Source organism: Halomonas sp. DP5N14-9, assembly GCF_019802175.1.
GTDB classification, from domain to species: domain Bacteria; phylum Pseudomonadota; class Gammaproteobacteria; order Pseudomonadales; family Halomonadaceae; genus Halomonas; species Halomonas litopenaei.
Genome location: NZ_JAHVHR010000001.1, coordinates 245795 through 258261, shown reverse-complemented (window position 1 = coordinate 258261; position 12467 = coordinate 245795). Strand labels below are relative to the sequence as shown.

Here is a 12467-nt window from a genome sequence, read left to right as displayed (position 1 = left end):
ACCCGACAGTCGCCGCCACGCCAGGCGCGCTGCGTGCATCCAGCGTTGACCAGATGGCTGCGAACCGCGACCCAGAGGGCGTACGCTGCGATACAGGTACGTGCGTTTCTCCCGGAATTCCCGACCAAGGATCCCATCATGACCGAAGAAGAATCCGAACAGCACTACCACTCGGGGTTGCCTGGTTTTCTGGGCACCATCGATACGTGGATCAGCAAGCTGGAAGCCATCATTCTTGCAGTGGGTGTGCTGCTGATGGCGGCCAATACCATCGCCAACGTCGTTGGCCGCTTCGTGCTCGGCGAGAGCATCTTCTTCAGCGGCGAGATCAACCGCATTCTGATCATCATGATCACCTTTGCCGGTATCGGCTATGCGGCGCGCCACGGGCGCCATATTCGCATGTCGGCGATCTACGATGCCCTGCCGGTAGGTGGCCGCAAGGCATTGATGATCTTCATCTCCCTGTTTACCTCTCTGGTGATGTTCTTCCTGCTGTACTACTCGGTGATCTACATCGTCGACCTGTATGACAAGGGACGCATTCTGCCCGCCCTTGGCATCCCGATCTTCTGGATCTACCTGTGGGTACCGCTGGGCTTTCTGATCACCGGTATCCAGTACCTGCTCACCGCCATCAAGAACCTGACCTCCCGCGACGTCTACCTGTCGACCGGCGTGCTGGATGGCTACAAGGATACGGAGACCGAAGTATGAGTGACGCGACGGTGGCAGCAGGAGGACAGCCCCAATGACAACCATAATGGTCACCACCATGATCGCCCTGCTGTTGCTGGGCTTCCCCATGATGATCCCGCTGATCACCGCGGCGGTCATCGGTTTCTTCATGATGTTCAACGGCCTGGACCAGATGGACACGCTGATCCAGCAGATGATGGCGGGCATCCGGCCGGCCTCGCTGATCGCCGTGCCGATGTTCATCCTCGCCGCCGACATCATGACCCGCGGCCAGTCGGCAGAGCGCCTGATCAACATGGTCATGGCCTTCATCGGCCACGTGAAGGGCGGCCTGGCGGTATCCACCGCGGCCTCCTGCACCCTGTTCGGCGCCGTGTCCGGCTCGACCCAGGCCACCGTGGTAGCGGTGGGCTCGCCGCTGCGCCCGCGCATGCTCAAGGCCGGCTACTCCGACTCCTTCACCCTGGCGTTGATCATCAACTCGAGTGACATCGCCTTTCTGATCCCGCCCAGCATCGGCATGATCATCTATGGCGTGATCTCGGGCACCTCCATCGGCGAGCTGTTCATCGCCGGCATCGGGCCAGGCCTGCTGATCCTGCTGATGTTCTCCATCTACTGCGTGCTCTACGCGGTAATCCGCGACGTCCCCACCGAGCCCAAGGCGTCCTGGAGCGAGCGTCTCTCCGCGGTGCGTCAGGCGCTGTGGCCGCTGGGCTTCCCGGTGATCATCGTCGGCGGCATCTACGGCGGCATCTTCAGCCCCACCGAGGCCGCCGCGGCCTGCGTGCTCTATGCGGTGCTGCTGGAGTTCGTGGTGTTCCGATCGCTGAAGATGAACGACATCTACGCCATCGCCAAGTCCACCGGCCTGATCACCGCGGTGGTGTTCATCCTGGTCGCCGTGGGCAACGGCTTCTCGTGGATCATCTCCTTCGCCCAGATCCCGCAGGCCATGCTCGAGGCGGCCGGGATCAACGAAGCGGGTCCCACGGGCGTGCTGATCGCCATCTGCATCGCCTTCTTCGTCGCCTGCATGTTCGTCGACCCGATCGTGGTCATCCTGGTGCTGACGCCGATCTTCGCGCCGGCCATCGAGGCCACCGGACTCGACCCGGTGCTGGTGGGTATCCTGATCACCCTGCAAGTGGCCATCGGCTCGGCGACGCCACCCTTCGGCTGCGACATCTTCACCGCCATCGCGATCTTCAAGCGGCCCTATCTGGACGTGATCAAGGGCACACCGCCGTTCGTGTTCCTGCTGATCCTGGCCGCGGCCCTGCTGATCATGTTCCCGCAGATTGCGTTGTTCCTGCGCGACGTCGCCTTCCGCTAGGCGGCGTCTATCGGATGCGCGGAGACCAAGCTTGAGGAGAGACCGATGTTCAATCGAATCCTGGTGGCGGTGGACGGCTCCAAGGGCGCCCTCAAGGCGCTGGAGAAGGCCGTGGGGCTGCAGTACCTGACCGGCGCCGAGCTCTACATCCTGTGTGTGTTCAAGCACCACAGTCTGCTCGAGGCCTCCCTGTCGATGGTTCGCCCGGACAAGCTGGACCTGCCCGACGATGCCCTCAAGGAGTACGCCTCGGAGATCGCCGTGCATGCCAAGAACCACGCGGTGGAACTGGGGGTACCGCTGGAAAAGGTGCGCGCCTTCGTCAAGGGAGGCCGCCCCTCGCGCACCATCGTGCGCTTCGCCCGCAAGCGCGAGTGCGATCTGATCGTGATCGGCGCCCAGGGCACCAACGGCGACGCCAGCCTGATCCTGGGCAGTGTCGCCCAGCGGGTGTCGGGGTCGGCGCAGTGCCCGACCCTGGTGGTCTAGCGCCACACTCATCACGGCAACCACAGACGCAGCCGCAACCACAGGCCCGGGTCATGCCCGGGCCTGCCTCGTAGGGGGTAACGCACGGCGGGTGCGGAACCCTTTTGCCCCTGTTACAGTCACAACAACGACATTCACACTACGGCCAACGCGCCAGCCAAGGATTTCCATGAAGACACTGCTGACTTCCGCCTCCCTGATCGCCCTGCTGGGCGCCGCTCCCATGGCCTTCTCCGCCCCCGAGAGCGACCAGGAAAAGCTTAGCTACAGCCTGGGTGTGACCCTGGGCCAGAGCATCAAGCAAGACGTGGAAGACCTCGACACGGATGCCTTCAGCGAGGCGATCAAGGACGTGTTCGCCGACGACGGCCTCGACATGACCGACGAGGAGATCGCCGCCGCCCTGACCAAGTTCCAGGAAGAGGCCATGGCCAAGCGCGCTGAAGAACAGCAGCAACGTGCCGAAGAGATGGCCCAGCAGGCGGACGCCAACAAGCAGGAAGGCGAGGCCTACATGGCCGAGAACGCCGACAAGGACGGCGTTACCACTACCGACTCCGGGCTGCAGTACAAGGAGCTCGAGGAAGGTGACGGCGCCTCCCCCGAGGCCGGCGACACCGTGCAGGTCAACTACGAAGGCAAGCTGATCGACGGCACCGTGTTCGACAGCTCCTACGAGCGCGGCGAGCCGGTATCCTTCCAGGTGGGCCAGGTCATCGAGGGCTGGCAGGAAGCCCTGAAGATGATGAACGTGGGCGACACCTGGGAAGTCGTGATTCCGCCGGAGCTGGGCTACGGCGCGCGTGGCCAGGGCCCCATCGGCCCCAACGAGACCCTGATCTTCAAGGTCGAGCTGCTTGACGTGAACCCCAGCGACGAAGGCTGAGTCGATGACTCACCTTAGTCGTGCCAACGCCAGCCTCCTCGCGGGGCTGGCGTTTTTCGTGCTGGCCCCTCAGGCCTCGGCCGACTCCCCCGACGCCCTGCCCGCGCTGGGCCTCTCGAAGGACCGTCTGGCCACCATCGGCGTCTCGTCCGGCGGCTACATGGCCGCGCAGCTGGCGGTGGCCTGGCCCGAGCGCTTCGATGCGCTCGGGCTGGTCGCCGCCGGCCCCTGGGGCTGTGCCCGGGGCGAGCTGGGAGTGGCGCTGGGTCAGTGCATGTTCACTCGCCTTGGCGACCCCGACCTGGCTGCGATCGACAGCCGCCTTGCGGACTACCGCGAGCTTGAGCGCGCGGGTAGCGCTGAATCGCTCGACGACCTCAAGGTGTATCTCTGGCACGGTGAGGACGATGGCACCATCGATCCCGACGTCGGACACGCCGCCGCTCGACAATGGCGTGACTGGCTCGCCGACGATGATCAACTGAAGACGGTGTTTCAGGACGGCGCGGGGCACGGCTGGCCGGCGCTGGACGCCTCTGGCGAGGCGGACCTGGCCGACTGCGAAGAGGGCGGTGCGCCCTACCTGCTCGACTGCGGCCTGGACCTGGCCGGCGAGGCACTGGGCTGGTGGTGGGACGATCTGGCGCCTGCCGGCGAGGCCGACGACCAGCGCCTGCTGGCCTTCGACCAGAGTGAGTTCGACGCCAAGGGACTCGCCGACACCGGCTTTGTCTATCTGCCGAAGCAGTGCGAAAGCGGCGACTGCGCACTGGTGGTGGCGCTGCATGGCTGCCAGATGGGCGTGGACGACGATGAAGGCGCAGCGACGCCATTCACCCGGGCAAGCGGCCTGAACCGTTACGCCAAGAGCAACGACCTGGTGGTGCTCTACCCCCAGGCCGAGGCCAGCCTGGCCAATCCCAAGGGATGCTGGGACTGGTGGGGGTTCAGCGAGAGTACCTGGCAGCGTGATCCTTTGCATGACAGCCGGGACGGTCGTCAGGTCAGCGCCCTGATGCAAATGGTCGATAGACTGCAGGAAGCGCCCTGAGGCTCATGATCGACAGGCTGCAGGAAGTTAGTTCAACACCCGATCCAGCGCCGCCGAGAGCGGCCCCGGGGTCGGCGCATGCAATACCCGTTCGATGATTTCGCCGCTGGCGTCCACCAGATAGAGCGAGGCCGAGTGATCCACCAGATACTCCACGGCGGATTCCGGCGTCTCGACCTTGCGCCAGACGACGCCGTAGCGCTCGCCGATATCGGCAAGCTCGGCCTGGCTACCGGTGGCGCCGATGAAGTCGTCGCCGAAGGCCTCAAGGTACTCCGACAACCGCTCCAGGGTGTCACGCTCGGGGTCCACCGAAATCATCAACGGCACCACCCGCCGACGCTGCTCTTCGGGCAGTGCCTGGCGCGCCTGGCGCACCACCGCCAGGCTCATGGGGCAGACGTCGGGACACCAGGTGTAGCCGAAGAAGATCACCGCCAGCTGGTCATCATCGAGATCACTCAGCGCAAAGTCGCCCACGGTCGACGCCAGGCGTATCTCACCAGCGACCAGCCCGTCCTGCTCGGCGGGCTGCCAGGGCTTGAAGGTCCACAACAGGGCCGCCGCCAGCATCACCACCGCCGCCAGGACCAGCCCCAGGGTCCGTCGATCGAAGCCGTGTCGTCGTTGCTGCTGTCGTTGCCGTCGGGTCATGGCAGGCTTCGCTCCACGTCCAGATCGAAGGTACTTCCGAGACGCCCACGCGGCGCATCGAAGCTGACCCGGGCACGCCAGGTCATGCGCTCACGGGTGCAGATGCCGAGCTGTCCCACCCCCTGAAAGCGGCCCGGTTCGCCGCCTTGCACGGCGTCGAGATGGAAACGATGCTCGCCCATGTCCATGCCGACCCCTTCGAACACCACCCGTACGTTCTGCGCTTCCACGCCGTCGACGCGCACTTCGAGGGGCAACGACTCCAGCGGGCGAATGTCGCCCTCCACCGGGATCGCCAGGGTCAGCCGCTCATCCTCCTCGAGGCCGACGCCGCAGGGCCCCTGGTGCAGATCGCAGCCGGGCGCGGCCGGATACCAGGTCGTCTCCTGGTGATCGCCAAGCTCGTAGCGCAGCAGGTACCATAGGGCGATCAGCAAGGTGACCACGGTCACCGTGATCAGCAGGCGAAGCCGAGGACGACGGGCGCCGCGCGAGGCTGGGGACTGGCGCGAATGCATGTCGGAGGGCTGCCTCCAAAGGGAATGGGCGTAGGGTAAGCTTATCAGCAAAACTCCGACGCCCCCTGCGCGACAATGTCGCAGCCGTCAACGCGCGCTTACTCACGCTCGACGGCGCACTATTCTGCCACCGGCCTCGCCCGGACAAGGAACGTACATGGCCTCCATCACTGCGGCCCTGGGCCCGCTTTTTCTGCTTATCCTGCTTGGCGCCGTGCTGGGTGTCGGACGCATCCCAGGCGGGGACTTCTGGGCGCGCATGGAGCGCCTGATCTACTTTCTGCTGTTTCCCGCCATGCTGGTGGCGACCCTGGCCAGGGCGGACATCAGCCAGGTACCGGTGGCCAAGCTCGCCCTGGTGCTGCTGGGCACCATGCTGGTGCTCTCCGCTCTGCTGTGGTGGCTCAAGCCCCGCCTGAATCTCGACGCCGCCGCCTTTACCTCTGTCTTCCAGGGCGCGGTGCGCTTCAACACCTATGTCGGCGTCGCCGGCGCCGCTGCGCTGCACGGTCCCCAGGGCGCCACGGTGGCAGCGGTGGCCCTGGCGCTGATGATTCCCACGGTCAATGTGCTGTGCGTGCTGACCTTTATCGCCGCGGGCACCCTAGGTCGCTCGGGTCTATGGCGCTCACTGCTCGCCCTGGCCCAGAACCCGCTGATCCTCGCCTGCCTGATCGGCATCGGGCTCAATCTCTCGGGTATCGGCCTGCCGGGCTGGTCGGCGGGAACCCTGGAGCTGCTGGGACGCGCGGCGCTGCCGCTGGGGCTGGTGGCCGTAGGGGTGGCACTGCGACCCCAGGCCCTGCTGAGGCGCGATCTTGGCCTGTGGGTCTCGAGCCTGGTCAAGCTGGTGCTGATGCCGGCGCTGGTGCTGGTGCTGGCGTGGTTGCTGGGCCTCGACCCTGTCAGCCAGGATGTGGCGCTGCTGTACGCCGCCCTGCCCACCGCCACCTCCGCCTATATTCTGGCACGCCAGCTGGGCGGTGACGCTGAGCTGATGGCCGGACTGATCACCGCCCAGACCCTGGCGGCGATGATCAGCCTGCCGCTGTGGATGCAGCTGACCTGAGGGGCCAGGCGAGGCTTTATTAAAAAAGATTCTCGTTTGTGTTGACGAAACAAATGAGAATGATTTACGCTGAGGTTGTCGGCGTTGATGAGTCGCCGGCGCCAGATACCAGACATTGCCAGTCGCTATCTGGTTTCTCCTCCTCATTGCTAGTCACGGTCCTTGCGCCGCTTCCCTCTGGAAGCGGCTTTTTCATGGCCGCTTGGTTCAGTCCCGCGGCCAGCGCTCCGTCGCCTCGTTGCTCAAGACGTCCTGCCACCGCTTGATTCCGCCATCCCGAGCCTCTGCCCGGTTTCGCCTGCTGTCTTGGCGCCGCCCCTCGCATGCGTCTCCCTTGGCAGAAAGCCAGCGAGTGTGAGCGGACACACTGCCTTAATAAAAAATATTCTCGTTACGCTTGACGAAGAAAATGAGAATGATTTACGCTGAGGTTGTCGGCGTTGATGAGTCGCCGGCGCCAGATACCAGACATTGCCAGTCGCTATCTGGTTTCTCCTCCTCATTGCTAGTCACGGTCCTTTCACCGCTCCCCCGGGAGCGGTTTTCTTTTTTCTGGCCATCGAGGCTTCTGGTCAACCTTGCCCCAAGGCGTTGGCTCCTGTTCGTCGCACCGCTCCCTGCGTCTCACCGCTCTCGTTCATCTCACCCCAGTGCCAGCGGCCTGGCCTCGCGGCTATTCGCAGCCCAGGGGCCTGCACCGCTCAGACGCTGGCGCAAGAGCCCCGCCAGGGCTTCCACCGCCGGCCATGAGGCGGCGGCGATGCGCCGGCTGAAGTACAGGCAGGCGTCGCTGGTACCCAGGTGGGGCAGCCCCTCGGCCTCATCCAGCACGCGCATGCGCGGCGTCAGCCGCTGGCGATCGAGGATGCTCACGGCCAGGCCGACTTCCACGGCCTTTTCCACCGCATGGATGCTGGTACTGGTGAAGACCGCGTACCAGTCGCGCCCCTGACTCTCCAGGGCCTCGACCCCGAGCGATCGGAATGGGCAGTCCAGCGGATGCAGCGCCAGCGGCAACGGCGCCTCGTCGGCGACGCGAAACTCACGGGACGCCGCCCACACCGGCGAGGTCTGCCACAGCGTTTCGCCATTGGTCAGCTGATGCGGACGGTCCAGCGCCACCGCCAGCGACAGCTCACCGCGCTCCAGGCGCCGGGCCAGCTCTCCGCTGGGCGCCGTGACCGCCTCCAGCAGCACATTGGGGTGGCTGGCCAGAAAGTCAGGCAGCACCTGCTCGACCAGATGCGGGGCGTAGCCCTCCGGCATGCCGAAGCGCACCCGCCCGCTGAGTCCCTGTCCGGTCAGTCGCGCCACCAGGCCGTCGTGCTGGCGCAGCAGCTCACGCGCCTCCTGCAGCAAGGCCTCGCCGGCCGGCGACGGCGACACTCCGCGCGGCCCACGGATCAGCAGGCGCGCATCGAGACGCTGCTCGAGGCGCTTGATCTGCATGCTCAAGGCACTGACGGTGCGGTGTCGCAACTCCGCCGCCGCCGCCAGACTGCCCTGCTGGGCCACCGTCACAAAGCTGCGCAGCGCCTCCAGATCCAGCGCCGCTCCCGTGTTCTCGGTCATCGTTGCTCCCCCTATGGCGCCAGACCACCCTACCCGAAGACTTCAATATTATTGAAGTCAGCGTGAAAAACGTTTCGCTACTCGAAAGGCTAGCACCACGGCAGACTGCTCATCCAGCGCTTCCTTTGTCCAGCGCTGCCGTCATCCACCCGTGCTCAAGGAGGCCCCATGCAGACGCTGCTACCCCGCCTGATCCCCCTGCTCCACCAGCTTCCCCGGCAACTGGGCAAGCACTCGGGTGCCCTGATGGTCGCCACGGGCTTCGTGGTCTGCTGGAGCAGCGGTTTCGTCGGCAGTCGCATGGCGGTGGACCTGGATGTGCCGGTGATGGGGCTCTATGCCTGGCGCTTTGCCCTGGCGACCCTGCTGGCCTGGGCGCTGGTGGTCTGTCGTCTGGGCCATCCGGGGCATCGCCCGAGCTGGCGCCAGGCAGGCCACGAGTTGCTCACCGGTGGTCTGACGGTGGGCGTCTACCTGCTGACGATGCTGGTGGCGGTGGCCGAAGGTGTGAGCGCCTCGGTGGCGGCGCTGATCGGCGCGCTGCAGCCGCTGGCGGCGGCGCTACTGGCACGGCACCTGCTCAAGGAGCGCAGCGACAGCGCACAATGGTGGGGCATGGGGGTAGCGACGCTCGGCGCCATGGCGATGATCGCTGGCGACATGCGCAGCGTCGGCGGCGCCCCCTGGTGGGCCTACCTGCTGCCGCTGGTCGCGGTCGCCGCGGTATCGATCGGCAGCATCCTGACGCCGCCGGCGACCGCCAGGCCCGGCGAGGAGAATGGCGGTGTGGTGCCGCTGTCACTGATCACCCGCCTGGCGCTGCAGCTGAGCGCGGCAACGCTGGTGTTCATGCTGGCGGCGGTGATGCTCGAACCAGGCCTGCCGGCGCTGCCTCCGGCGACGCTGGACGCCTGGCTGACCATTGGCTGGCTGGTGGTGCTGGCCACCTTCGGTGGCTACGGCTTCTTCGTGGCGTGCCTGGGGCGCTTCGGGGTGACCCCGACCTCGGCGCTGATCGCGCTGACCCCGGCGGTGACGCTGTTGATGACGCTTTCGCTGTTCGGCGAGCGCCCGGATGGGCTGGGCCTGGCGGGACTGGTGCTGTCGCTGGGTGGCGCCCTGTGGGCGCTGGCGGCCGGGCGACGCGGCCAGGGCCGCGCCGCCGATGCCGGCGTCAGTCGACGCGGCGGAAGATCAGGTCCCAGACACCGTGACCGAGCCGTTCGCCCCGCGCCTCGAACTTGGTCAGCGGACGAAAGTCGGGACGCGGCACATAGGGCGCCGTCTCCGGGGTCGCGGTATTGAGGTAGCCCGGGGCTGCCTCCATCACCTCGGCCATCCATTCGGCGTAGGCTTCCCAGTCGGTGGCCATGTGCAGGGTTCCACCGCTGGCCAGACGAGTCCGCACCAGCTCGACGAACGCCGGCTGGACGATGCGCCGCTTGTGATGCTTCTTCTTCGGCCAGGGGTCGGGGAAGAACAGCTGCAGGGTGGTCAGACTGCCCTCGGGCAGGCACTGCTCCAGCACCGCCAGGGCATCCTCGCGGTAGACCCGCAGGTTGGTCAGCCCACGCTTGTCGGCTTCGTCGAGCAACTTGCCGACGCCCGGGGCGTGCACCTCGATCCCGATGAAGTCGGTGTCCGGATGGGTCTCGGCCTGCTCGATCAGCGAGGCTCCCATGCCGAAGCCGATCTCGACCACCCTGGGCGCCTGGCGGCCGAACAGCGCATCGAGGTCCTGGCGCCCCTGGGCGAGGGTCAGTCCCAGCCGCGGCCAGACTTCCTCAAGCCCACGGGTCTGCGCCTGGGTCATGCGCCCGGCCCGCAGCACATAGCTCTTGATACCACGGCGATGCAGCGGTGCGTCCGGTCCTTCCGGGCCGGTGGTCTTGCCCTCGTCGGGGCGATCTTGGTCGGTCATGATGATGTCTGGGGGCGTGGTGAAAGTGTCAGGGCGAGAAAGCTGAGCAGGAGCGGCAGGCCGGGCCTTGCCGCTCCTGCTGGCTTCAGGCGTTGATGCGGCCGGCGAACGGCGATGACGCCTCGGCGCCGCGACGCGGCATGCGACCGGCGAGAAACGCCTGGCGTCCCGCCTGCACGGCATGCTTCATGGCCTCGGCCATCAGCACCGGCTGGCGCGCGTGGGCGATGGCGGAGTTCATCAGCACGCCGTCACAGCCGAGTTCCATGGCCAGGGCTGCCTCGGAGGCGGTGCCGATGCCGGCATCGATCAGCACCGGGACCTTGGCCTGCTCGATGATCAGGCGCACATTGTGCGGATTCTGGATGCCATGGCCGGAGCCGATCAGCGAGCCCAGCGGCATCACCGCGCAGCAGCCGATGGCCTCGAGTTCCCTGGCGACGATGGGGTCGTCACTGGTGTAGACCATCACGTCGAATCCATCGGCGACCAGCGTCTCGGCGGCCTTGAGGGTCTCCACCACATTGGGATAGAGGGTGTTGTCGTCCCCCAGCACCTCGAGCTTGACCAGCTTGTGGCCATCGAGCAGTTCCCGCGCCAGCCGACAGGTGCGCACGGCATCCTTGGCGTTGTAGCAACCGGCGGTATTGGGCAGCAGGGTATAGCGCTCCGGCGGCACCACGTCGAGCAGGTTGGGCTCACCGGCCTCCTGACCCAGGTTGGTGCGACGCACCGCGAAGGTCACGACATCGGCGCCACTGGCGGCGATCGCCTCGCCGGTCTCGTCGAAGTCCTTGTACTTGCCGGTGCCCACCAAGAGACGCGAGGAAAAGGCGTGGTCGGCGACCCGCAGCGGGCTGTCCTGAAAGATGTCGGTCATGCTCAAGTCCTTCTCACGAAACGGAACCAGGCCGCCTTCGAGCGGCACCTCTATAGTCGTCAGTATCTGCTGGCGGGTGGTTCGCCTCAGCCGCCGCCGATGGCATGGACGATCTCGATGCGATCGCCATCCGCCAGGCGGGTCTCGCCGTGCTGGCTGCGCGGCAGGATGTCCTCGTTGAGCTCGACGGCGATGCGGCGCCCGCCCAGACCCAGGGCGTCGATCAACTCCGCCACGGTCTGCTCGCGGTCGAGGGCGTGGGGCTCACCATTTAGCTGAATCTGCATGGCCACCTCATTATCAAGATGTCGCGGGGGCAACATTGTAGCGGCTCGGGCCGCCGCGGGGTACGGTTGAGGGCAGATTCCTCTCTCTCGTCGTCAAGGAGCCTCGATGCCGGATCGTCACTGGTGGATCACCCTCGCCCTGTCCGGCGCCATGGTGGTGGCGCTCGGCGCCTTCGCCGCCCATGGCCTCGACGGTCGCCTGCCTGAGCGTCTGACCGCCGCCTTTACCACCGGGGTGCGCTACCAGGCCTGGCACACCCTGGCAGGCCTGGCGCTGCTGGCCTGGCGGGCCCAGCAGCCGCTGGCCGCCCAGCTGACGGCACTGAGGCTGTGGTCGGCAGGTATCCTGCTGTTCTCGGGGTCGCTGTACGCCATGGCCCTGGCCGGGCTCTACGGCGTCGGGCTCGGCCCACTGGGGCTGATCACACCGCTCGGCGGCGTGCTGTTGCTGCTTGGCTGGCTGGCGCTGGCCTGGGGACTATGGCGAGCCCGCGTGTGAGATAGCCTCTCAGTCGTTATCGGGCAGTACGTAGGTCGCCGTCACGTGCGCCACCGGCGCCTCGTCTCCGTCAGAGAACAACTCCACCTCACCCACCGCCAGGCGGCGTCCCAGCTTGATCAAGCGGGCGTTGGCGATCAGATCGCGATCACCCCGGGCGCGCCGTAGAAAGTGGCAGTTGAGGTTGCTGGTGACCGCCATGGGCTCCGGCCCGATCTGGGCCAGGATGGCCACGTACAGGCAGACGTCCGCCAGTCCCATCATGGTCGGGCCGGAAACGCTGGCGCCGGGCCGCAAGTGTTCATCCTCGATGGCCAGGCTCATGGTGGCCCGCATCTCCGAGACGGCTTCGATGGTGCCCATGCGCTGGGGAAAGACGTCGTCCAGAAAGTCCTCGATGGCGGCGGCGGTCATCACGGTCATGGTTCTCTCCCTGAAGGCAATCCGGCTCGTGATAGCTTCACCATAACTCAAGCCCGGATACGACGCCTCAACGCCCTCGCTGCTGTGCGCTTTCCCCTCGACACAACGACACACCCCCGGGGAGTCCCGGGGGTGTGTCCAGGGAAACGCCGCCTGGATCGCGGCGTTTGCTTGGCGTACTCG

At 66.2% G+C, this 12467-nt stretch carries 14 protein-coding genes and 1 pseudogene; 8 read left to right on the top strand and 7 right to left on the bottom strand.

Going from position 1 to position 12467, the window contains the following annotated elements:
- The first annotated feature begins 138 nt into the window (after nt 1-138).
- The 5 genes from KUW00_RS01235 (at nt 139) to KUW00_RS01215 (ending at nt 4461) form a co-directional block, all read left to right on the top strand.
- A complete protein-coding gene (locus KUW00_RS01235; protein ID WP_045993924.1) occupies nt 139-717 on the top strand; it encodes a TRAP transporter small permease in 579 nt (192 codons plus the stop codon).
- Nucleotides 718-751: 34 nt separating this feature from the next.
- Nucleotides 752-2035, top strand: coding sequence for a TRAP transporter large permease (locus KUW00_RS01230; RefSeq protein WP_045993923.1), 1284 nt, complete (start codon nt 752-754; stop codon nt 2033-2035).
- Nucleotides 2036-2080: 45 nt separating this feature from the next.
- On the top strand, nt 2081-2524 hold the full coding sequence (locus KUW00_RS01225; protein ID WP_045993922.1) for a universal stress protein: 444 nt from the start codon (nt 2081-2083) through the stop codon (nt 2522-2524).
- A gap of 169 nt (nt 2525-2693) precedes the next feature.
- On the top strand, nt 2694-3410 hold the full coding sequence (locus KUW00_RS01220) for an FKBP-type peptidyl-prolyl cis-trans isomerase (RefSeq protein ID WP_045993921.1): 717 nt from the start codon (nt 2694-2696) through the stop codon (nt 3408-3410).
- A 4-nt stretch (nt 3411-3414) separates the two neighbouring features.
- Nucleotides 3415-4461 carry a PHB depolymerase family esterase gene (locus tag KUW00_RS01215; protein WP_222568044.1) on the top strand — a complete coding sequence of 349 codons (1047 nt, stop codon included), beginning with the start codon at nt 3415-3417 and terminating at the stop codon, nt 4459-4461.
- Between the two features lie 27 nt (nt 4462-4488).
- On the opposite strand, the gene KUW00_RS01210 is transcribed toward KUW00_RS01215, so the two are convergent.
- Nucleotides 4489-5115 carry an SCO family protein gene (locus KUW00_RS01210; protein WP_253554893.1) on the bottom strand — a complete coding sequence of 209 codons (627 nt, stop codon included), beginning with the start codon at nt 5113-5115 and terminating at the stop codon, nt 4489-4491.
- Nucleotides 5112-5633, bottom strand: coding sequence for a hypothetical protein (locus KUW00_RS01205; RefSeq protein WP_124805042.1), 522 nt, complete (start codon nt 5631-5633; stop codon nt 5112-5114). The genes KUW00_RS01210 and KUW00_RS01205 overlap by 4 nt, the downstream gene beginning before the upstream one ends.
- A gap of 157 nt (nt 5634-5790) precedes the next feature.
- Between KUW00_RS01205 and KUW00_RS01200 the strand changes: the two genes are divergently transcribed.
- Entirely contained in the window at nt 5791-6702 is a 912-nt protein-coding gene (locus KUW00_RS01200) for an AEC family transporter (protein WP_222568043.1), read from the top strand.
- A 642-nt stretch (nt 6703-7344) separates the two neighbouring features.
- On the opposite strand, the gene KUW00_RS01195 is transcribed toward KUW00_RS01200, so the two are convergent.
- A complete protein-coding gene (locus tag KUW00_RS01195; RefSeq protein WP_045993916.1) occupies nt 7345-8274 on the bottom strand; it encodes a LysR substrate-binding domain-containing protein in 930 nt (309 codons plus the stop codon).
- A 168-nt stretch (nt 8275-8442) separates the two neighbouring features.
- On the opposite strand from KUW00_RS01195, the pseudogene KUW00_RS01190 reads away from it, so the two are divergent.
- Nucleotides 8443-9390: pseudogene (locus KUW00_RS01190) on the top strand (DMT family transporter); the annotation flags it as partial.
- A 58-nt stretch (nt 9391-9448) separates the two neighbouring features.
- On the opposite strand, the gene trmB reads toward KUW00_RS01190, so the two are convergent.
- From trmB to thiS, 3 genes are all read right to left on the bottom strand, one after another.
- Complete coding sequence (trmB, locus tag KUW00_RS01185) at nt 9449-10195, bottom strand: tRNA (guanosine(46)-N7)-methyltransferase TrmB (RefSeq protein WP_045993958.1); 747 nt, start codon at nt 10193-10195, stop codon at nt 9449-9451.
- Between the two features lie 85 nt (nt 10196-10280).
- Nucleotides 10281-11075 (bottom strand): thiazole synthase, encoded by a 795-nt coding sequence (locus tag KUW00_RS01180; RefSeq protein ID WP_045993915.1) that lies wholly within the window; start codon nt 11073-11075, stop codon nt 10281-10283.
- 86 nt (nt 11076-11161) lie between these two features.
- The gene (gene thiS, locus KUW00_RS01175) at nt 11162-11362 is read right to left on the bottom strand and encodes a sulfur carrier protein ThiS (protein WP_181248714.1); all 201 of its coding nucleotides are present in this window, start codon (nt 11360-11362) and stop codon (nt 11162-11164) included.
- Nucleotides 11363-11468: 106 nt separating this feature from the next.
- On the opposite strand from thiS, the gene KUW00_RS01170 reads away from it, so the two are divergent.
- Nucleotides 11469-11861, top strand: a complete 393-nt coding sequence (locus KUW00_RS01170; RefSeq protein ID WP_222568042.1) for a DUF423 domain-containing protein — start codon at nt 11469-11471, stop codon at nt 11859-11861.
- Between the two features lie 9 nt (nt 11862-11870).
- Here KUW00_RS01170 and KUW00_RS01165 read toward each other — a convergent pair whose 3' ends face one another.
- Complete coding sequence (locus tag KUW00_RS01165; RefSeq protein ID WP_045993913.1) at nt 11871-12284, bottom strand: PaaI family thioesterase; 414 nt, start codon at nt 12282-12284, stop codon at nt 11871-11873.
- Between the last annotated feature and the right edge of the window lie 183 nt (nt 12285-12467).

What these genes read in the sequence shown, in the direction of transcription:
- KUW00_RS01235 (WP_045993924.1), top strand. Translation starts at nt 139, where the DNA reads ATGACCGAAGAAGAATCCGAACAGCACTACCACTCGGGGTTGCCTGGT.
- KUW00_RS01230 (WP_045993923.1), top strand. Translation starts at nt 752, where the DNA reads ATGACAACCATAATGGTCACCACCATGATCGCCCTGCTGTTGCTGGGC.
- KUW00_RS01225 (WP_045993922.1), top strand. Translation starts at nt 2,081, where the DNA reads ATGTTCAATCGAATCCTGGTGGCGGTGGACGGCTCCAAGGGCGCCCTC.
- KUW00_RS01220 (WP_045993921.1), top strand. Translation starts at nt 2,694, where the DNA reads ATGAAGACACTGCTGACTTCCGCCTCCCTGATCGCCCTGCTGGGCGCC.
- KUW00_RS01215 (WP_222568044.1), top strand. Translation starts at nt 3,415, where the DNA reads ATGACTCACCTTAGTCGTGCCAACGCCAGCCTCCTCGCGGGGCTGGCG.
- KUW00_RS01210 (WP_253554893.1), bottom strand. Translation starts at nt 5,115, where the DNA reads ATGACCCGACGGCAACGACAGCAGCAACGACGACACGGCTTCGATCGA.
- KUW00_RS01205 (WP_124805042.1), bottom strand. Translation starts at nt 5,633, where the DNA reads ATGCATTCGCGCCAGTCCCCAGCCTCGCGCGGCGCCCGTCGTCCTCGG.
- KUW00_RS01200 (WP_222568043.1), top strand. Translation starts at nt 5,791, where the DNA reads ATGGCCTCCATCACTGCGGCCCTGGGCCCGCTTTTTCTGCTTATCCTG.
- KUW00_RS01195 (WP_045993916.1), bottom strand. Translation starts at nt 8,274, where the DNA reads ATGACCGAGAACACGGGAGCGGCGCTGGATCTGGAGGCGCTGCGCAGC.
- trmB (WP_045993958.1), bottom strand. Translation starts at nt 10,195, where the DNA reads ATGACCGACCAAGATCGCCCCGACGAGGGCAAGACCACCGGCCCGGAA.
- KUW00_RS01180 (WP_045993915.1), bottom strand. Translation starts at nt 11,075, where the DNA reads ATGACCGACATCTTTCAGGACAGCCCGCTGCGGGTCGCCGACCACGCC.
- thiS (WP_181248714.1), bottom strand. Translation starts at nt 11,362, where the DNA reads ATGCAGATTCAGCTAAATGGTGAGCCCCACGCCCTCGACCGCGAGCAG.
- KUW00_RS01170 (WP_222568042.1), top strand. Translation starts at nt 11,469, where the DNA reads ATGCCGGATCGTCACTGGTGGATCACCCTCGCCCTGTCCGGCGCCATG.
- KUW00_RS01165 (WP_045993913.1), bottom strand. Translation starts at nt 12,284, where the DNA reads ATGACCGTGATGACCGCCGCCGCCATCGAGGACTTTCTGGACGACGTC.